Source organism: Rhizobium sp. AQ_MP, assembly GCF_014237835.1.
Classification (GTDB): Bacteria; Pseudomonadota; Alphaproteobacteria; order Rhizobiales; family Rhizobiaceae; genus Allorhizobium.
The window spans coordinates 94,651-114,898 of the sequence record NZ_JACJVI010000003.1 but is presented as its reverse complement, the minus strand read 5'-3'; the positions used below and the strand labels follow the sequence as shown (position 1 = coordinate 114,898).

At 61.0% G+C, this 20,248-nt stretch carries 17 protein-coding genes; 6 read left to right on the top strand and 11 right to left on the bottom strand.

The window, feature by feature from the left end; genetic code table 11:
- The first annotated feature begins 180 nt into the window (after positions 1-180).
- Together acnA and H6M51_RS06240 are read left to right on the top strand one after the other, a co-directional pair.
- On the top strand, positions 181-2,874 hold the full coding sequence (gene acnA / locus H6M51_RS06245; protein ID WP_185809035.1) for an aconitate hydratase AcnA: 2,694 nt from the start codon (positions 181-183) through the stop codon (positions 2,872-2,874).
- A gap of 186 nt (positions 2,875-3,060) precedes the next feature.
- Positions 3,061-3,825: a thioredoxin family protein gene (locus H6M51_RS06240; RefSeq protein ID WP_246780423.1), complete on the top strand. Its 765-nt coding sequence runs from the start codon at positions 3,061-3,063 to the stop codon at positions 3,823-3,825.
- Positions 3,826-4,098: 273 nt separating this feature from the next.
- On the opposite strand, the gene H6M51_RS06235 is transcribed toward H6M51_RS06240, so the two are convergent.
- The 9 genes from H6M51_RS06235 to chvE form a co-directional block, all read right to left on the bottom strand.
- Positions 4,099-4,731: a 2-dehydro-3-deoxy-6-phosphogalactonate aldolase gene (locus tag H6M51_RS06235; RefSeq protein WP_185809034.1), complete on the bottom strand. Its 633-nt coding sequence runs from the start codon at positions 4,729-4,731 to the stop codon at positions 4,099-4,101.
- Positions 4,732-4,734: 3 nt separating this feature from the next.
- Positions 4,735-5,667, bottom strand: a complete 933-nt coding sequence (locus H6M51_RS06230; protein WP_185809033.1) for a 2-dehydro-3-deoxygalactonokinase — start codon at positions 5,665-5,667, stop codon at positions 4,735-4,737.
- A gap of 9 nt (positions 5,668-5,676) precedes the next feature.
- A complete protein-coding gene (locus H6M51_RS06225) occupies positions 5,677-7,191 on the bottom strand; it encodes an aldehyde dehydrogenase (NADP(+)) (RefSeq protein ID WP_185809032.1) in 1,515 nt (504 codons plus the stop codon).
- A 21-nt stretch (positions 7,192-7,212) separates the two neighbouring features.
- On the bottom strand, positions 7,213-8,142 hold the full coding sequence (locus H6M51_RS06220; protein ID WP_185809031.1) for a Gfo/Idh/MocA family protein: 930 nt from the start codon (positions 8,140-8,142) through the stop codon (positions 7,213-7,215).
- 11 nt (positions 8,143-8,153) lie between these two features.
- Positions 8,154-9,899, bottom strand: a complete 1,746-nt coding sequence (gene araD / locus H6M51_RS06215) for an L-arabinonate dehydratase (RefSeq protein ID WP_185809030.1) — start codon at positions 9,897-9,899, stop codon at positions 8,154-8,156.
- Between the two features lie 49 nt (positions 9,900-9,948).
- Positions 9,949-10,914: an AraD1 family protein gene (gene araD1, locus H6M51_RS06210; RefSeq protein ID WP_185809029.1), complete on the bottom strand. Its 966-nt coding sequence runs from the start codon at positions 10,912-10,914 to the stop codon at positions 9,949-9,951.
- Between the two features lie 10 nt (positions 10,915-10,924).
- A complete protein-coding gene (gene mmsB, locus H6M51_RS06205) occupies positions 10,925-12,136 on the bottom strand; it encodes a multiple monosaccharide ABC transporter permease (RefSeq protein ID WP_185809028.1) in 1,212 nt (403 codons plus the stop codon).
- The gene (gene mmsA / locus H6M51_RS06200) at positions 12,136-13,671 is read right to left on the bottom strand and encodes a multiple monosaccharide ABC transporter ATP-binding protein (protein WP_185809027.1); all 1,536 of its coding nucleotides are present in this window, start codon (positions 13,669-13,671) and stop codon (positions 12,136-12,138) included. Before mmsA ends, mmsB begins: the two co-directional genes overlap by 1 nt.
- A 120-nt stretch (positions 13,672-13,791) precedes the next feature.
- A complete protein-coding gene (gene chvE / locus H6M51_RS06195; protein WP_185809026.1) occupies positions 13,792-14,862 on the bottom strand; it encodes a multiple monosaccharide ABC transporter substrate-binding protein in 1,071 nt (356 codons plus the stop codon).
- A gap of 171 nt (positions 14,863-15,033) precedes the next feature.
- On the opposite strand from chvE, the gene H6M51_RS06190 reads away from it, so the two are divergent.
- Positions 15,034-15,972, top strand: coding sequence for a LysR family transcriptional regulator (locus tag H6M51_RS06190; RefSeq protein ID WP_185809025.1), 939 nt, complete (start codon positions 15,034-15,036; stop codon positions 15,970-15,972).
- A gap of 104 nt (positions 15,973-16,076) precedes the next feature.
- Positions 16,077-16,475, top strand: coding sequence for a DUF2794 domain-containing protein (locus H6M51_RS06185; RefSeq protein ID WP_185809024.1), 399 nt, complete (start codon positions 16,077-16,079; stop codon positions 16,473-16,475).
- Positions 16,476-16,478: 3 nt separating this feature from the next.
- Here H6M51_RS06185 and H6M51_RS06180 read toward each other — a convergent pair whose 3' ends face one another.
- The gene (locus tag H6M51_RS06180; protein WP_185809023.1) at positions 16,479-17,030 is read right to left on the bottom strand and encodes a GNAT family N-acetyltransferase; all 552 of its coding nucleotides are present in this window, start codon (positions 17,028-17,030) and stop codon (positions 16,479-16,481) included.
- A gap of 413 nt (positions 17,031-17,443) precedes the next feature.
- Here H6M51_RS06180 and H6M51_RS06175 point away from each other — a divergent pair, with 413 nt between their 5' ends.
- Together H6M51_RS06175 and H6M51_RS06170 are read left to right on the top strand one after the other, a co-directional pair.
- A complete protein-coding gene (locus H6M51_RS06175) occupies positions 17,444-18,475 on the top strand; it encodes an aspartate-semialdehyde dehydrogenase (protein ID WP_185809022.1) in 1,032 nt (343 codons plus the stop codon).
- A gap of 232 nt (positions 18,476-18,707) precedes the next feature.
- A complete protein-coding gene (locus tag H6M51_RS06170) occupies positions 18,708-19,478 on the top strand; it encodes a lytic transglycosylase domain-containing protein (RefSeq protein WP_246780435.1) in 771 nt (256 codons plus the stop codon).
- Positions 19,479-19,536: 58 nt separating this feature from the next.
- Here the strand turns inward: H6M51_RS06170 and H6M51_RS06165 are convergent, their stop codons facing one another.
- Complete coding sequence (locus H6M51_RS06165; protein ID WP_185809020.1) at positions 19,537-20,190, bottom strand: carbonic anhydrase; 654 nt, start codon at positions 20,188-20,190, stop codon at positions 19,537-19,539.
- Positions 20,191-20,248 lie beyond the last annotated feature (58 nt).

Here is a 20,248-nt window from a genome sequence, read left to right as displayed (position 1 = left end):
AAGACCTGCAACCACGCCAGCGGCCGGCGTGACGTTCATCCTTGTGCCGAACTTGAACATCGCAAGCAGCGATTTCACGAGCGGACAGCGGAAATGGTCGTACCCGCATCCTGATGTGCATGAAGTGCATGGGCGTCCGCACGATTGTGTTGGCTATCAGTTTCAAGCGGGGTTCTATCCGTGGCTAAATCTCTCGACAGCTTCAATTGCCGTTCGGTCCTGACCGTCGATGGCAAGGACTATGTCTACTACAGCATTCCGAAGGCCGAAGCGAACGGTCTTGCCGGTGTATCGAAGCTCCCCTACTCGATGAAGGTGCTTCTCGAGAACCTGCTTCGCAACGAAGACGGTCGTTCCGTCACCAAGGCCGATATCGAAGCCTGCGCCGCCTGGCTCGTCAACAAGGGTCTGACCGAAGCCGAAATCGCCTATCGCCCGGCCCGCGTGCTGATGCAGGACTTCACCGGCGTTCCCGCCGTCGTCGACCTCGCCGCCATGCGTGACGGCATCAAGAACCTCGGTGGCGATCCGGAAAAGATCAACCCGCTGGTTCCCGTCGACCTCGTCATCGACCACTCCGTCATCGTCGACGAGTTCGGCACGCCCCAGGCCTTCGCCCGCAACGTCGAGCTGGAATACCAACGCAACGGCGAGCGCTACCGCTTCCTGAAGTGGGGCCAGCAGGCATTCAAGAACTTCCGCGTTGTTCCCCCGGGCACCGGCATCTGTCACCAGGTGAACTTCGAATATCTTGGCCAGACCGTCTGGACGAAGGACGAGGACGGCGAAACGATTGCCTATCCCGACACCTGCGTCGGCACGGACAGCCACACCACGATGATCAACGGCCTCGGCGTTCTCGGCTGGGGTGTCGGCGGTATCGAAGCGGAAGCGGCGATGCTCGGCCAGCCGGTCTCCATGCTGCTGCCGGAAGTTATCGGCTTCAAGCTGACCGGCACGCTGAAGGAAGGCGTCACCGCGACCGACCTCGTTCTGACCGTCGTCCAGATGCTGCGCAAGAAGGGCGTCGTCTCGAAGTTCGTCGAATTCTTCGGCCCCGGCCTCGACACGCTGCCGGTCGCAGACCGTGCGACGATCGGCAACATGGGTCCGGAATACGGCGCGACCTGCGGCTTCTTCCCGGTCGATTCGGCCACCGTCGGCTATCTCGACATGTCCGGTCGCTCCAAGGACCGCATCGCACTCGTCGAAGCCTATTCGAAGGCACAAGGCATGTGGCGCGACAATGACGGCGCACAGCTCGTCTTCACCGACACGCTGGAACTCGACCTTGGCGACGTCGTCCCGTCGATGGCCGGCCCGAAGCGTCCGGAAGGCCGTCTGCCGCTCGAAACCATCGCCCCGAACTTCGCATCCGCTCTCGAAGGCGACTACAAGAAGCCCGGCCAGCTCTCCCAGCGTTGGGCCGTCGAAGGCACCGACTACGATCTCGGCCATGGTGACGTGGCAATCGCCGCCATCACGTCGTGCACCAACACCTCGAACCCGAGCGTGCTGATTGCTGCCGGCCTGCTGGCACGCAACGCCGTGGCCAAGGGCCTGAAGACCAAGCCATGGGTGAAGACCTCGCTCGCACCCGGATCCCAGGTCGTCGGCGAATATCTCGAAAAGTCCGGCCTGCAGAAGGAACTCGACGCGCTCGGCTTCAACCTCGTCGGTTTCGGCTGCACGACCTGCATCGGTAACTCCGGCCCGCTGCCGGGTCCGATCTCGAAGACGATCAACGACAAGGGCATCATCGCTGCCGGCGTTCTCTCGGGCAACCGCAACTTCGAAGGCCGTATCTCGCCTGATGTCCAGGCGAACTACCTCGCCTCCCCGCCGCTCGTCGTCGCCTACGCGCTCGCCGGCACGGTCCAGAAGGACCTGACCAAGGAGCCGATCGGTGAAGACCAGAGCGGCAACCCGGTCTACCTCAAGGACATCTGGCCGACCTCTGCCGAAGTGCAGGAGTTCATCCAGAAATACGTCACCCGCGCACTCTTCGAATCGAAGTATGCCGACGTGTTCAAGGGCGACGAGAACTGGCAGGCCGTCCAGGTTCCGGAAGGCCAGACCTATGCCTGGGACGACAAGTCGACCTATGTCCAGAACCCGCCCTACTTCGTCGGCATGGGCAAGACCGGTTCGGGCCTGAAGAACATCAAGGGCGCCCGCGTCCTCGGTCTCTTCGGCGACAAGATCACCACCGACCACATTTCCCCGGCCGGTTCGATCAAGGCCGCATCGCCGGCAGGCGCATACCTTACGGGTAACGGCGTCGCAGTCGCAGACTTCAACCAGTACGGCACGCGCCGTGGCAACCATGAAGTCATGATGCGCGGCACCTTCGCCAATATCCGCATCCGCAACCACATGCTCGGCCCGAACGGCAAGGAAGGGGGCTACACCATCCACTATCCGTCCAAGGAAGAGCTGTCGATCTACGATGCGGCCATGAAGTACAAGGATGAGGGCGTTCCGCTCGTCATCTTCGCCGGCGTCGAATACGGCAACGGTTCGTCGCGTGACTGGGCTGCCAAGGGCACCAACCTGCTCGGCGTCAAGGCTGTGATCGCCCAGTCCTTCGAGCGCATCCACCGCTCGAACCTCGTCGGCATGGGCGTCGTGCCCTTCACATTCGAGGAAGGCACGACCTGGGCTTCGCTGAACCTGAAGGGCGATGAGATCGTGACGATCGAGGGCTTGGAAGGCGATATCAAGCCGCGCGAGAAGAAGATCGCCAAGATCACCTACTCCGATGGCACCGTGAAGGACGTACCGTTGCTCTGCCGCATCGATACGCTCGACGAAGTCACCTACATGAACAACGGCGGCATCCTGCAGACCGTTCTGCGCGACCTCGCTGCCTGATCGTCTGCCGATGTGACCATGGGAGGCCGCCGGGAAACCGGCGGCCTTTTCTTTTGGGGCGCCGCACACCATCAGATGCCGAAAGTTTCACCCCATCGTGACTTCTCGGATGACGCTGTTGGCGTTATCAGTGCAGCACTCAAGTGAAGGCATCTCGATAGCATGCGGCACACGATCAATAAAAAAATGGCAGGATGGCTCACGACAGGGACGATGGTGGTCCTTGCCGCGCTGAGTCTTGTCTCATTCTCCGAAGAGGTCTTCGCCGAGGAATTCGAGGAGCCGAAAGGAGTGGTCGAACTCTTCACGTCGCAAGGCTGCCGCTCCTGTCCGCCTGCCGATCGCGCCTTTGAACAGCTGGTACGCCAGGGCGATGTTGTCGCCCTCTCCTACCACGTCGACTACTGGAACTATCTCGGCTGGGCAGACACGCTCGCCTCTCCTGAAAACACCGAGCGGCAATATGCCTATTCGAAGGCCTTCGGTCGCAGCGGCGTCTACACCCCGCAGGCCATTCTGAATGGCCGGGAACATCTCAAGGGCACGGATGCGGCCGACATCGACCGCCGTCTCGAGCGGCTGCAGGCTGAGGGCCAAGGCCTTGTCGTGCCCATCCGCGCCTCGCGCCAAGACGACCACCTGTCGATCTCAGTCGGCGCCGGTCAGGGAAAAGCGAACGTTGTCGTCGTATACTTCCGCCAGCATCAGACGGTCGAAGTGCTGAAGGGCGAGAATGTCGGGCAGAATCTCGACTACTGGCACAGCGTGACAGATGTGCAGACGGTCGGCATGTGGGAAGGCAAGCCGCTGGATTTGACGCTTCCGGCAAAGCGCATGGGCGACGAGAAAAGCGACGGCTGCGCGATTCTCCTTCAGGCTGCTGACGACGAAGGAAACCCGTCTCACATCGTCGGGGCGACGGTGATGATGGAAACGCCCAAGACACTCTGATGAGAAACCTGGTGTGGTCCGGCCCGGAAGCATTGGGGGGCTGGGGGTAAGGGGTCAATGCGCCAGACCGGACCGTTTGGCGCACCGCGCCAACCAAGTTAGTTATATACTATCGCAAAAAGCGGCGCACGTATGTTCAAAATTGGGCAACGGCGCACTTATATGATTTAATGCGTGATAATCGTCACAGCATCCCGGCATGTCGGAAATGAAAAAACCTGCCCGGCGTGCCGGACAGGTTTCGCATGTCATTTCGCCTAGCGGCTTCAGGTATCAGCCTTGCAGCGCGTCGTAGGCCTTCACGCTCTTCAAGGCGCGCTCGCCAATGAGCTTGGCATCGTCGCCCGGCTTGTAAAGGCTGGAGCCGAGACCAAAGGCTCGCACGCCAATCTTCCAGTAATCGGCAAAGTTCGCGTCCGAGACGCCCCCGACGGCACCGATCGGCAGATGCGGAGGCAGGATCGCCTTGATCGCTGAGATGCCGCCCGGTCCAAGGACACTGGCCGGGAAGAACTTCAGGGCAGCAGCACCCGATTTTGCGGCAAGCAGAGCTTCCGTAGGAGTAAATACGCCAGGCATCGTCACCATGCCGTGGCTGACTGCGCGACGAATCACATCCGGCTCGACATTGGGGGTCACCAGAAGATTGCCGCCGACATCATTGAGACGATCAACCTGCGACACTTCCAGAACCGTACCGGCTCCGATCAGGACATTGGCAGGTGCGCGCTTACGCGCCTTCTCGATGGACAGAAATGGATCTGGAGAATTGAGCGGAACTTCGATGGCTTCGAAGCCCGCCTCGACAAGAGCGTCGACGGTCGCTTCTATCTCGGCCGGCTTGATGCCGCGCAGGATGGCGACGAGGTTACGGCGAAGCGCGGGCCAGGCAACGGATGCAGTCATCGTTCAGTCCTTGAATTCGTGGTCGAAAAGCGAAAGGGCCGATGCGAGCAGACCCCGGCGCACAAGCAGGCCGCCATCGAGCATGGCAGGGTCGCCGCCGGCCTTAGTGATGGCCCTGGCATACAGACGGGTCAGCTTGCCGGTCCCGATCAGATAGGCCTTCCCGTGTCGCAGCAGGTCATCTCGGATGGCAGCGATCTCGGCACCGATCAGGAGGCCGGAGAGGCGCGCTGCCGGATAGACCTTGGCGCCTTGGCTGGCGAGAAGGCTTTCGGCGCGGATCGAAAACAGGACGGAGGTCAGCGCGAACCCGGGTTGCAGCGCCTGATCAACAGCAGCATCGAAAATGTCAGGATCGGCTTCCGCATCCCCGTCCTCGGGAACAGAGAGCCGCAGGATGGATTGCCGGCTAATCAGATTGAAGAGTTCCCCGGTCATGACGGTCGAAAAGCGGCGAACCTGGCCCTGTTCGACCAGAGCCCATTTGGAATGCGTCCCGGGAAGGCAGAACAGGGCATTGTCCAGCCCCTGCTCAAGCGCGCCGGCGAGTTGCGTTTCCTCGCCGCGCATCACGTCATAGGCACCGCCCTCCCGCTGGCAGACACCCGGCAGGATGTAGACGGGGCGATGGACGCCCTCGGGCTTCACCGCCTGCCGGAACAGGCCCACCAGTGGCGCCGGCGTTTCCACATAGGGTGCTTCCCGCCAGCCGGTACGGGCCCCGGCCATACCGGCGACAACCACCGGGAGATCCGGTGGCGCACCGAGCGCAGAAAGATGCCCTTCCAGAACGGCAGGATAGGCAGCCTTGTCCAGGCTGCCCATGCCTTCTGGCGACTGCCTTTCACCGAGCACCGCACCCTGGCTGTCGATGAGCCAGATACGCAGGTTGCTGGTGCCCCAATCGACGAGCGCGGCAAACGGTGATGCAGTCACGGCATGTCCTCAGGCGAGATCGATCGGCAGCAAGGCCGCCGGGATATCCTGGAAGCAGACCGGCCGCAGGAAGCGGCGGATCGACAGCGTACCAACGGAAGTGGCGCCGAAGTTGGTCGAAGCCGGGTACGGGCCGCCGTGAACCATGGAATCGGCCACCTCGACGCCGGTCGGGAAACCGTTGGCGAGTACGCGACCCGCCTTCCGCTCAAGCACCGGCATCAGGCGCTTCGCCAGCGCTTCGTCACCGTCTGCGAGATGGATGGAAGCCGTCAGCTGGCCGGACAGGCTGCGGGCCATGGCAACCATTTCGTCTTCGCTATCCGCAATGACGATCAGGCCGAGCGGTCCGAAGACTTCTTCACCGAGCACGTGGTTATCCAGCCAGTCCTTCGCCGTCGTCTGGAAAAGGTAGGGCGTGGCATTGCGCAGGTCGCAGGTCGACGTGAGCACCGAGCGCACTCCTTCGGTACCGGCGATGCGGGTTGCACCGTCCCGATAGGCCTTGGCGATGCCGTCCGTCAGCATCGTCTGCGGACCAACAGCCGAGAGGGCTTCGGTTGCGGTTTCGACATACTTGTCCGCATCGGCACCCTTCAGAAGGACGACGATGCCAGGGTTGGTGCAGAACTGCCCGGCGCCCATGGTCAGCGAACCGACCCAGCCTTTGGCGATGGTTTCGCCACGGCTGGCAACGGCCTTGGGCAGCATGAACATCGGGTTCACAGAGCCCAGTTCGCCGAAGAACGGGATCGGCTCCGGACGCTGGGCGCAGAGATCGAACAGCGCGCGACCGCCACCGAGCGAACCGGTGAAGCCGACTGCCTTGATCAGCGGATGCTGGACGAGAGCCTGGCCGACGTCGCGGCTGCCGCCATGGACGAGCGAGAAGACGCCCGGGTGAACGCCGGTGCGCTTGATGGCTGCATCGATCGCCGAAGCCACGATTTCGCCCGTGCCCGGATGGGCGTCATGCGCCTTGACCACCACAGGGCAACCGGCAGCAAGAGCGGCGGCCGTGTCACCACCAGCCGTGGAGAATGCGAGCGGGAAATTCGACGCGCCAAAGACGGCAACGGGACCGATCGGCCGCTGAACCATCTTCAGGTCAGGCCGCGGCAAGGGCTTGCGGTCGGGCAGGGCCTCGTCATGGCGACGGTCGAGATAGTCACCCTTGCGGATATGCGCCGCAAAGAGGCGAAGCTGGCCGACGGTGCGGCCACGTTCGCCGATCAGGCGGGCTTCCGGCAGACCGGTTTCCTGGCTGCCGATCTCCGTGATCGCGTCCCCCCGGGCATCGATTTCTTCGGCGATCGCCTCGAGGAAGGCGGCCCGTTCTTCGCGGGTGGAATAGGCATAAGTCTCGAACGCCTCTTCGGCAGCCTTCACGGCCTGGTCGACCAGGGCGGGGGTGCCCTTCGAGAAGGTGTGCGAAGAACCGGTCGCGGGCGACGAAGCGAATGTATCCGTGCTGGCAATCCAGTTGCCGGCGATCAGGTGTTTTCCAGTCGGTGTATAGGCCATGGGAGGGGCCTCCTTTTGATCTCAGTCTTCAAAGTGAGCGACGACTTTCCGTTCCCCGCAGAGGAACGAATCCGCCACGATGCGCAGCGGCTGATAGTCGGTGTCGCTCTGGCGGGAGCGGATAAGCTTGGCGAAGCGTTCGTAGATGCCAGCATATTCGCGGTCCGGGCCGGACGCCTGTTCCTTGCCCCCGATATAGAGTTCCGAGCCGCCCTTTGAAAGGCGCAGCTCCCCGGCATTCGTCTGGACTGTGATGTCCCACGTCTGCGGGCCTTCCTGTCGCCAGTCGAATTCGGCCGTGATTGGCGCGCCCTCGACGGTCCGCATGGCGATGGAAGCGGCAATCGGCTGCTTCTTGTTTTCGGGGAACTCCAGAACCGACTTCTGGACCATGATATGGCCAGGAACGATTTCGGTCAGGATGGACAATGCATTGATGCCGGGATCGAAGACACCGAAGCCGCCCGGCTCCCAGATCCAGGCCTGGCCCGGATGCCAGCGACGAACATCTTCCTTCCAGACGATTGAGATCGACTGGATGTTCTTGTCCGCGAGCCACTGCTTGGCCGGCTCAACACCAAGGGCAAAACGCGAATGCCAGGTGGCAAACAGCGTCACGCCGGCCTTGGCAGCAAGTTCCGAGAGGGCCTCGGCCTCGCCCAGCGTCGTCGCCGGCGGCTTTTCCATGAGGACGTGGCGACCGGCCGCAATGGCTGCCTTCGCCATGTCGAAGCGCACCTCCGGCGGTGTGCAGAGCGACACGACCTTGATATCGGGCCGTGCGGTCAGGAAGGTGTCGAAGTCCGTGAAGTTTTCCGCACCTTCCACCTTGCCATGACGGCTGACGCCGGCGGCGACGACAAAATCGTCACCGCCTGCGATCGACGGAATATGCTGGTCGCGGGCGATTTTGCCGATGCCGACAAGCGCGAGCGGGATACGATCTGCCATTGTGATATCCCTCAGTGTGCATCCTTGCCGACCGGCGAACCGCGGCAGCCCTTCAGGAAATCGAAATCGGCGCCGGTATCGGCCCCTTCGACATGATCGTGGAACAGGCGGGCATAGCCGCTGGCCGGCGGATCGACAGGCGGACGCCATTCGGCGAGACGACGCTGCAGTTCCTCGTCCGAAATGTCGAGGTGCACGCGGCGGGCTTCGACATCGACTTCGATGAAGTCGCCATTCTTGACGATCGCGAGCGGGCCACCACGGGCTGCTTCGGGCGAAGTATGCAGCAGAACCGTTCCATAGGCCGTGCCGGACATGCGGGCATCAGAGATGCGAACCATGTCGGTGATGCCCTTGCGCAGCACCTTGGGCGGCAGACCCATGTTGCCGACCTCGGCCATGCCGGGATATCCGCGCGGACCGCAGTATTTGAGGACCATGACGCAGGTTTCGTCGATATCGAGCGCTTCGTCGTTGATCTTGGCCTTGTAGTCGTCAATGTCCTCGAACACGACGGCGCGACCGCGATGCTTCATCAGATGCGCAGAAGCCGCCGACGGTTTAAGCACGCAGCCCTTCGGTGCAAGATTGCCACGCAGGACAACGATGCCGCCCTGTTGGGTCAGCGCCTTGTCGACCGGCAGGATGACGTCCTCGTTCCAGTTGCGGACATCCTTGACCTCGTCCCAGATGCTCTCGCCGGAAACGGTGAGCGCATCCTTGTGCAGCTTGCCGGCTTCGCCGAGCATCTTGATGACGACCGGCAGACCGCCGGCATAGAAGAACTCTTCCATCAGGTACTTGCCGGACGGCATCAGGTTGACGATCGTCGGGATATCGCGACCAAGGCGATCCCAGTCGTCGAGGGTGAGATCGACACCGACGCGGCCGGCCATGGCAAGGATATGCACGACCGCATTGGTCGAGCCACCGATGGCACCGTTGACACGGATCGCGTTCTCGAAGGCTTCCTTGGTCATGATGTCGGAGGGCTTCAGGTCATCCTTGACCATCTGCACGATGCGGCGACCTGACAGCTGTGCCATCACCTTGCGGCGGCTGTCGACGGCCGGTATGGCAGCGTTTCCAGAAAGCGCCATGCCGAGCGCTTCAACCATGGAAGCCATGGTTGAGGCCGTACCCATGGTGTTGCAGGTACCGCTAGACCGCGACATCGAAGCTTCGGCTTCCAGGAATTCCTCCTGGCTCATCTCGCCCGCCTTTACGGCTTCGGAGAATTTCCAGAGATGCGTACCGGACCCGACACGTTCGCCGCGGAAATAGCCGTTGAGCATCGGACCGCCGGTGACGACGATCGACGGCAGGTCGGTGGAGGCAGCTGCCATGACCAGCGACGGGGTGGTCTTGTCGCAGCCGACGAGCAGGACGGCGCCATCGATCGGCTGGCCACGCATGGCTTCCTCAACGGCAAGGGCCGCAAGGTTGCGATACATCATCGCCGTTGGACGGAAGGTGTTCTCCGACGCCGAGAAGACCGGGATTTCGACCGGGAAGCCGCCGGCTTCCCAGACGCCCGCCTTCACCTTCTCCGCGAGTTCGCGCAGGTGACCGTTGCAGGGCGTCAGATCGGACCATGTATTGAGGATGCCGATGACCGGACGACCGTCGAACAGGTCGTGCGGGTGTCCCTGATTTTTCAGCCAGCCGCGGTGGTAGATGGTGTCGCGCGAGGTGCCACCATACCAGTGCTGCGATCTGAGTTGGCGCGGCCAGGCCGCCGGTTTGAACTTGCTCATGGCTTTCGTCCTGTCTCTGGAAAATGGGCGGGTCGGGGCACCGATCCGCTCAGAGCATCTTCACCCTGACGGTCTCTGCTGCCGCCTTGGCGAGACGGTTGCGCAGCGGAAGGCCGAATTGCGGGGATACGATTTCGAAAACGTCACCCTCTTCCGTGACGAAGCCGTCTGCGACCGAAAGCGTGGCCGTGCCATACATGTGCACATGCAGGTCACCCGGTTGGCAGAACAGTGCGTATTTGAAGTGGTGATATTCAAGATTTGCGATCGTGTGGGACATGTTCGCCTCACCCGAGAGGAACGGCTTTTCCCAGACGGTCTTGCCCGCGCGGATGATGCGCGAGGTACCTTCGACGTGATCAGGCAAGGCGCCGACGCGAAGTTCCGGGCCGAAGGAGGCCGGACGCAACTTCGAATGCGCGAGGTAGAGATAGTTGATCTTCTCCGTCACGTGGTCGGAGAACTCATTGGCCACCGAAAAGCCGAGGCGGTGCGCCGTGCCGTCATCGCCGATGATGTAGTAGCCGGCCATCTCCGGCTCTTCGCCGCCGTCGAGCGCAAAGGAGGGGGAGACCAGGTCTTCGCCCGGAGCAACGGCGTTGAAGCCATTGCCCTTGTAGAACCATTCGGGCTGAACGCCGGTTTCGCCGGGCTTCGGCTTTCCGCCCTCAAGACCCATGCGGAACATCTTCATCGAGTCGCTCATGCCTGCCGTATCGGCATGCATGCTGTCGCGAGCCGATGCAGAGCCCGTATGCGTCAGACCGGTTCCGGTCAGATACATATGCGCCGGATCCGGATGACGGACCGGGCAATCGAGCTTTCCGTCGGCTGCCAGCGCGACGAGATCGACACTGTCGCCGGCACCCTGCTTTTCGATCAGAGCCGCAACGGTCGTGCCGGCGGCAATCGCTGCCTTGGCAAGGTCGTAGGTGGTGTTGAATCCTGGGACAAGGCGCGCAGCCTCACCCTGGCGGCAAATGATGCCGCCAGCCTTCAATTGCGAGAGAAACATAAGCCTATCCTCAGACTGCTTTGTTCTTGTTGTAGACGTCGAAGAAGACAGCAGCCAAAAGCACAAGGCCCTTGATGAGCTGCTGATAGTCGATGCCGATCCCCATGATCGACATGCCGTTGTTCATGACGCCCATGATGAAGGCGCCGATGACTGCACCGGTAATCTTGCCCACGCCGCCGGACGCCGAGGCGCCGCCGATGAAGCATGCCGCGATGACGTCGAGCTCGAAGCCGACGCCGGCCTTCGGGGTCGCCGAGTTGAGGCGAGCCGCGATGATCATGCCCGCCAGAGCAGCGAGAACGCCCATGTTGACGAAGGCGAGGAAGATCAGCCGTTCGGTGTTGATGCCCGAGAGTTTTGCCGCTTTTTCATTGCCGCCAAGCGCATAGATGCGGCGACCGATCGTCGTACGGGTGGTCACGAAGGAATAGAGCGCGATCAGAACCGCCATGACGATCAGAACGTTCGGCAAACCGCGATAGGTCGCGAGCTGATAGCCGAGGAAGAGAGCAACCGCGCTGATGATGCCCATCTGTACGACGAAGAACACGAAGGGCTCGTTCTCCGTGCCGTGCTCATCATTCAGCCGGCGGTTCTTCATGCCATTGTAGATGGCGAGCGCGACCAGGCCGATCACCGCGATGATTGCGACATGGTTGACGATGCCCGTCGCTTCCGGATTGGTCAGCGGCAGGAAGTCCGGCACGAAGCCGGTGGAGAGCAGGGTGAACTCCTTGGGGAAGGGGCCGATCGGACGTCCGTCAAGAACGACATAGGTCAAGCCGCGGAACACGAGCATGCCGGCCAGAGTCACGATAAAGGATGGAATCTTCTGATAGGCCACCCAGTAGCCCTGGGCAGCCCCCATGAGGCCGCCCAGCACCAGACACAGCGGCACGACAAGCGAGAAATGCCATCCCCATTTGACCAGCATGATCGCCGAAATGCCGCCGATAAAGGCCACGATCGAGCCCACCGACAGGTCGATATGGCCCGCCACGATGATCAGGAGCATGCCCAGCGCCATGATGACGATGAACGAGTTCTGCAGCACGAGGTTCGTGATGTTGACCGGACGGAAGAGAACGCCGTCCGTCAGGACCTGGAACAGCAACATGATGACGACGAGCGCAAGCAGAAGGCCGTATTCACGGATGTTGTTGCGCAGGTAGTCGCCCACGGAGACCTTGGGGGTTTCGGTTCTTGTGTCGATGGCCATTAGTGTTTCTCCCCAGAGCGCATGATGGCACGCATGATGGACTCTTGGCTTGCTTCTTCCTTGGTGAGTTCCGCGACGATGCGCCCTTCGTTCATGACGTAGATGCGGTCGCAGGTGCCGAGCAGTTCGGGCATTTCCGACGAGATCATCAGAATGCCCTTACCTTCGGCGGCAAGCTGGTTGATGATGGTGTAGATTTCGAACTTCGCCCCGACGTCGATGCCGCGGGTCGGCTCGTCGAGGATCAGGATTTCCGGATTGGTGAACAACCACTTCGACAACACGACCTTCTGTTGGTTGCCGCCCGACAGATTGACGGCTTCCTGATAGATCGAATGGGAGCGAATCCTCAGCTTCTGCCGATAGTCGGCAGCCACCTTGGCTTCCTTGCGCTCATCGATCACCGTGCCGCTCGACACACCTTCGAGATTGGCGAGTGTGGTGTTGTCCTTGATATTGTTCTGTAGCACGAGACCGAGATGCTTGCGGTCTTCGGTCACATAGGCGAGGCCGGCATCGATCGCCTTAGGGATCGTCGAGACGTCGACCGGCTTGCCGTGCATCAGGACGTCGCCGGTGATCCGGTGTCCCCAGGACTTGCCGAAGATGCTCATCGCCGTTTCGGTGCGTCCCGCGCCCATCAGCCCCGCGATCCCGACCACTTCGCCAGCGCGAACGTTGAAGGCGACATCGTGCAGGAACTGGCGATCGCGGTGGTTCTGGTGGAAGACGTTCCAGTTCTTTACCTCGAGCAGCACATCCCCGATTTTCGGCTCGCGTTTCGGGTAACGGTCCTCCATGTCGCGACCGACCATGCCCTTGATGATCCGGTCTTCCGTGATCTCCTGGGTATGACAGTCCAGCGTCTCGACCGTGCCGCCGTCACGCAGGATCGTGATCTGGTCGGCGACCTTGCGAATTTCGTTCAGCTTGTGGGAGATGATGATCGAGGTCATCCCCTGCTTGCGGAACTCCATGAGAAGTGTCAGCAGAGCGTCCGAGTCCGTCTCGTTCAGCGAGGCAGTCGGCTCGTCGAGGATGAGCAGGCGAACCTTCTTTGACAGAGCCTTGGCAATTTCGACAAGCTGCTGCTTGCCAACGCCGATGTCGGTAATGCGCGTCGACGGAGCATCCTTCAGGCCGACCTTTTCCAGCAGCTCTTTCGTCCGCGCAAAGGTCTGGGGCCATTTGATCACGCCCTTGTGGGCGATCTCGTTCCCGAGGAAGATGTTTTCGGCAATCGACAGGAGCGGCACGAGCGCCAGTTCCTGGTGAATGATGATGATGCCGAGATGTTCGCTGTCGGAGATGCGGCTAAAGCGACGGACTTCGCCGTCGTAGAAAATGTCGCCGTCATAGGTGCCGGCGGGATAAACACCGCTCAGGACCTTCATCAGCGTAGACTTGCCGGCACCGTTTTCGCCGACCAGCGCGTGGATCTCGCCCTCGCGAACCTTGAAGCTGACATTGTCCAGCGCCTTGACGCCGGGGAATGTCTTCGTGATGCCACGCATCTCGAGAATGATGTTGTCCATGTGCAGAATTCCAGCGCTCGTTCAGCGATCTCTAAAGATCTAGCCGAAGGCGCGAGCTCCCTCAATGCGTATAGAAAATGGGTCCGCGACGAATCGCGGACCCGAGAATGATCCTGAGGATCAGTTGTCGATCTGCTCGGCGGTGTAGTAGCCGGCGCCGACGAGGACGTCCTTGGCATTGGCCTTGTCGAGAGCGACGGGCTTCAGCAGGTAGGACGGAACGACCTTCACACCGTTGTTGTAGGTCTTCTCGTCGTTGATCTCGGGGGTCTTGCCGCCCATGATGGCTTCAACCATCGAGACAGCGACCTTGGCGAGTTCGCGGGTATCCTTGAAGACGGTCGAGTACTGCTCGTCGGCGAGCATCGACTTGACCGACGGAAGCTCGGCGTCCTGACCGGTGACGATCGGCATCTTGAGGTCGCCAGAGCCGTAGCCAACGCCCTTCAGAGCCGAAAGGATGCCGATGGACAGACCGTCATACGGCGAAAGAGCGCCGTGCAGCTTGTCTTCGGTGTAGGTCGAGGAGAGCAGGTTTTCCATGCGAGCCTGGGCAACGGTACCGTCCCAACGCAGCGTACCGACCTGGTCCATGCCCTGCTGGCCGGACTTGATGACGATTTCGCCGCTGTCGATCATCGGCTGCAGGACAGACATGGCACCGTCGTAGAAGAAGAAGGCGTTGTTATCATCCGGCGAACCGCCGAAGAGTTCGACGTTCCACGGCTTGACGTCCGGGAAGCGCTCCTTGAGGCCAGCAACGAGGCTGTTGGCCTGGAGAACGCCGACCTGGAAGTTGTCGAAGGTGGCGTAGTAGTCGACATTGCCGGAATCGCGGATCAGGCGGTCGTAAGCGATGACCTTAACGCCAGCATCGGCAGCCTTCTGCAGGATGTCGGACAGGGTCGTGCCGTCGATGGCGCCGATCACGAGAACCTTGGCACCCTTGGTGACCATGTTTTCGATCTGAGCCAGCTGGTTCGGAATGTCGTCGTCAGCAAACTGCAGGTCCGGCGTATAGCCGGCTTCCTTGAACAGCTTCTCCATGGTCTCGCCATCGGAGATCCAGCGGGTCGACGTCTTCGTCGGCATGGAAATGCCAACCATACCCTTGTCCTGTGCAAAGGACATGGGCGCGAATGATGCGATACCGATTGCGAGCGACGCAATCAGGGCGCCAAGTTTCTTCATGGTAACCTCCCTGGTCATACCGTGCGAGGCCAAGCTCCTCCTGGCACCCGCTGAAACAAGAACGAGCGGCTGACGCGGCAGCCCCCAGCTCCGCGGCGAGTCTTATCGCGCCCCATATACCGATCAAATGAATATTTTGACTTTCTGCATATCAAGGTTGATATACCGTTCATGTCTGAGATTCATATCAACCGTTTGCAGCCAAAACACTTGAACCTCATTCGCTCGATCGCCGAGCTGGGGCAATTAAGCCTTGCTGCTCAGGAACTTGCCCTGACCCAGCCTGCGGCTTCCCGCATGTTGGGCGAGATCGAGCGATACGTCGGCTCGCCTATCTTCGTCCGGACCCCGAAAGGCATGGAGCCGACCGCGGTCGGCAGCGCATTGGCGCGGAGAGCGCAGAATGTGCTTGAGGAAATGCGCGAAGCCGCCCGGGAGGTTGAAGCCATTCAGCGGGGCCTCACCGGCAAGGTGAGGATCGGCGCGGTTACCGGGGGAGCTGTGGGATATGTGGTTCCTGCCATTCGCGCGCTGAAAGCCGAGGCTTCCACCGTCGATATCCATGTTGATGTCGCCCCGAGCGGAGAAATGATCAGAGACCTTCTGACAGGACAATACGATTTTGTTCTGGGCCGGATTCCGCCCGGCATTGATGCCCGCCAGTTTCATGTCGAAGGTGCGACCATGGAGGAAGTGGAGATCGTCGTGCACCGACTCCATCCCTTGGTGAATGTCGACCGCCTGAACATATCCGACATGGCGCATTTCCCGTGGGTCATGCAGGCGCCCGGCACACCCTTACGCCAGGCGGTTGAGAACGTCTTTATAGAGAAGGGGGCGCCGATACCGCGCAACATCGTCAACACGACGTCTCTTCTTGTGATGATCGCAATGCTTGCATCGTCAAACGCCATCGCTCCCATGTCGCGGGAGGTCGCGGATCTCCTCTGTCGCCAGTCGCCTGTCGGCGATCTCACCACTTTGAAGCTGGACACGGCGATCGAAGTGACGCCGTATCATCTGATCACCCTGAACGGCAAAAGAATGTCGCCGATTGCGTCACGCCTGCGCGACCTTCTGCTGGGCCACTTTCTCAGCAGGAGCCGCTGAGGCTTTTTGTGAAGCCGGACCGATCGAGCCGTTAAGCTTGCATTTTCGGGCATGTCAGGCACACTGTCACGCAGCCGTCATGAATCGGAGCTCGTGGAGCATTGATGACAGAGCAGCCGGAAGGGCAGCGTCGCGAAGACGAAGTAACCGAAAAGAGCGCCAGCGGCGTGGTGGATCTCGGTATCTACAGACAATCTCTGGATCCGCTCCCTGTCACATTCCATCGCCGCGAACTGGATGCCATTCTCTGGATCTATGGCCGGATGGTCGGTGAAGGGGAGTGGCGGGACTATGCGATCGATCATCTCAAGGATCGCGCAGTGTTTTCAGTCTTCAAACGGTCAGGCGAATATCCGCTCTACCGGATTGAAAAGAATCCAAAGCTTGCCACCAAGCAGGGCGCGTTTTCAGTCGTTGCGATGGATGGCCGTATCCTGAAGCGCGGTCATGACCTGCGCCAGGTCCTCAAGGTTTTTGACAAGACGTTGAAAGCCGTCGACTGACGATCAGGCCAAAGTGCCGGGATAGCGAGATAGATCCGGCAAGCTTGAAGTCCCCTCGCCAAGGGTCTTCTGCATGAAGATGGTATCGAGCCACCGGGCGTGTTTAAAACCAGTGCCGACCAGGCGACCGGCGGCTTCAAAGCCGCAGCTGCGATGCACGGCCACGGATGCTTCGCTCGCGCCGCCGATCACCGCCACCATCTGCCGAAAGCCCAGCGCCTCGCAACGAAAGAGCAACTCCGTCAAGAGCGCTTTTCCAACGCCGCGCCCCCGGGCGGAAGGATGTATGTAGATGGAATCTTCGACCAGCCAGCGATAGGCGGGGCGGGTGCGGAAGGCCGAGGCATAGGCGTAGCCCGCCAGCGCACCCTTTTCATCGACAGCCGCCAGATAGGGGTATCCCTTCGATCTTAGCGCCTCGTATCGGCCGGTCATTTCGGCAAGATCCGGCGCGACGATCTCGTAGCTCGCAGTCCCATTGTTCACCGCGTCGGCATAGATCGACACTGCGGCCGGAAGGTCCTCAGGGATCAAGTCGCGTATGCTGAGTTCCATGCTTTGACTCCGCTCGGAAGGACACCCTATTTCCACGGGGAAGGGCAGGGAGGCAAGCGATGGCTTGTCACGGTGACACGGCGATCGACAAGTTCAAATTCGCTTTTCGCCGAAGCGGCGGGTGTGTCGGCTTGACTCACGCTGAAAACCTTGTAATCCCTCGCCGCGAAGAGGAATTCGGTCCATGCACGCTTTCGGGCAACCCTTTGCGGTCTTCCACCCCCTGCAGCAAGCTGCTGCCGGTGGCGCATGCCTTTCTCTTGCATCCACGACCAAGGCTAAAACGACGACGAAAACCGTCTGACGTCTTCGGCCACCGCTCTCTCCCCGGCACGGCCGGGGACAAGGAAGGTTGCGTCCTGTCGCGAACTTCCCCCTCACCATCCGCGGAGAGACAGAAAGAGAGCATAGACATGGGTTTCAAGATTGCAGTCGTAGGCGCCACCGGCAATGTCGGTCGCGAAATGCTGAACATCCTGTCCGAGCGCGGCTTCCCCGCATCGCAGGTCATCGCGCTGGCATCCGCCCGCTCGCAGGGCACAGAAGTTTCCTTCGGCGATAGCGTTCTGAAGGTCCAGAACCTCGAGAATTATGACTGGTCGGACACGGACATCTGCCTGATGTCGGCAGGTGGAACCATCTCGCAGAAGTGGTCGCCGAAGATCGGCGCTCAGGGCTGCGTTGTCATCGACAACTCGTCGGCCTGGCGCTACGACGCCGACGTTCCGCTGATCGTGCCGGAAGTGAACCCGGATGCGATCGTCGACTTCAAGAAGCGCAACATCATCGCCAACCCGAATTGCTCGACCGCCCAGCTCGTCGTGGCCCTGAAGCCGCTGCATGATGCGGCAAAGATCAAGCGCGTCGTCGTTTCGACCTACCAGTCCGTTTCCGGCGCTGGCAAGGAAGGCATGGACGAACTCTTCACCCAGACCCGCGCCGTCTTCGTCGCCGATCCGGTGGAAGCCAAGAAGTTCACCAAGCGCATCGCCTTCAACGTCATTCCCCACATCGACGTCTTCATGGAAGACGGCTACACCAAGGAAGAGTGGAAGGTCCTCGCCGAGACGAAGAAGATGCTCGATCCGAAGATCAAGGTGACCTGCACGGCCGTGCGCGTTCCCGTCTTCATCGGCCACTCGGAATCGGTCAACATCGAGTTCGAGAACGAGATCACCGCCGACCAGGCCCGTGACATCCTGCGCGACGCGCCGGGTTGCCTCGTCATCGACAAGCGCGAGAACGGCGGCTACATCACCCCTGTCGAATGCGCCGGTGAAGATGCGACCTACATTTCCCGCATCCGCGAAGACGCGACGGTCGAGAACGGCCTCAACATGTGGATCGTATCCGACAACCTGCGCAAGGGTGCAGCTCTCAACGCCGTCCAGATCGCAGAGTTGCTGGTCAATCGCGGCCTGATCAAGCCGCGCGCTGCCGCCTGACTTATTGAGCGTCGAGGCTTCCCGGATGATCCGGGAGGCCTCCGGCGGACCTTTCAGCGGAAAGTGATCCCGATTTGAGACGCAAGCGGCCCTACATGAGCACTGGACGGATGACAGACTTCTCATTCGCTGGCATGGTGCCGCCGATTCGAACCTATCCACAGTCTGTAATGAGGCATGAATGCGACTGACATCAACTCTGTCGGCAGCCCTGATTTCCGTAGCCACCATCATGGCGGGCGCCGGATCTGCGGCCGCGGCCGCGTGCAGCAATACCTCCGAAGGTTTCGAGGCATGGGCCGACGCCTTCAAACAGCAGGCAGCCGGCCAGGGCTTCAACCCGCGCATGCTCGACAAGGTCTTCTCGACCGTCAACTACAGCCGCAGCACGATCAGCGCGGATCGCGGCCAGAAGAGCTTCAAGCTCTCCTTCGAACAGTTCATGCAGAAGCGCGGCGGTCAGACGATCATCAATCGCGGCAAAACCATGAAGAAGAACAATGCCGCGCTTTTCGCGCGGCTTGAGCAGCGTTACGGTGTTCCCGCCGGTCCCCTGATCGCGATCTGGGGCATGGAGACCGGTTTCGGCTCCTTCCTCGGCAAGGAGCACACGCTCTCCGCCGTGGCGACGCTCGCTTTTGACTGCCGCCGCAGCGAGTTCTTCACCGATCAGCTTTACGCCGCCCTGGAGCTCGTCCAGGCCGGCAATCTCGATGTCAACGCCAAGGGCGCAGCCCATGGCGAAATCGGCCAGACGCAATTCCTGCCGCGCAACGTGGTTCGCTATGGAGCCGACGGTGACGGGGATGGCCACATCGACATGGTGCGCTCGCGTGCCGATGCGCTCGCGTCGACCGCGAACTTCCTGCGTGGCCACGGCTGGCAGCCGGGCGCGGGCTATCAGCAGGGTGAGCCGAATTTTGTCGCCATCCAGGGCTGGAACGCCGCCAAGGTCTACCAGCAGGCGATCGCCTATATCGGCGCCCAGATTGACGCCCAGTGAGCAAACCGAAACGGCGGCTAAGGGCCGCCGTTTTGTTACCAAGCGGATGAGATGAGTTTCAGCTTGAGGCTTCGGGATCGAGGCGCACGAAGTCCTGCGATTTGGGATCCATCAGCCACAACTCGCCATTGCTGATATCGAACCAGGCGCCGTGGATCTTTAGCTTGCCGCGCTCTTCCAGGATCTTGACGCAGGGGAAGGTGCGCAGGTTGGTGATCGAGTTGCGGATGGAGATACGCTCGAGCGCCGTCTGCCGCTCCGCCGGGGTCATGACAGAATTGCCCTGGATCTGCTCGGCAGCCGGTGCGACCAGATTCATCCACTTCCCGATGAAATCGCCCGGTGAAAGGGGCTCCGCATTCGGGTCGAGTGCTGCCCGGATCCCGCCGCAGCGGCCGTGACCCATGACGATGATATCCTGCACTCGCAGCGCCTGGACGGCAAATTCGAGCGCCGCCGAAGTGGAGTGATACTGCCCGTCAGGCTCGTAGGGCGGCACCATGTTGGCGACGTTTCGCACCACAAACAGTTCGCCGGGAATGGAATCGAAGATCATCTCGGGTGCCGCACGGGAATCGCAGCAGGCAACGACCAGTGTATTCGGCTTCTGCCCCTGTTCGGCGAGGACCCGGTAGCGGTCGCGCTGATCGTGGTAGCGACCACCCATGAAGTTGCGGTAGCCGTTGAGAAGTGCGGGAGGAAAATTCGTCATCGCTACCGATTACAGCGCGTAACCGGCCGTGGCAACAGACGAGCCGCAGAGAAGTGGG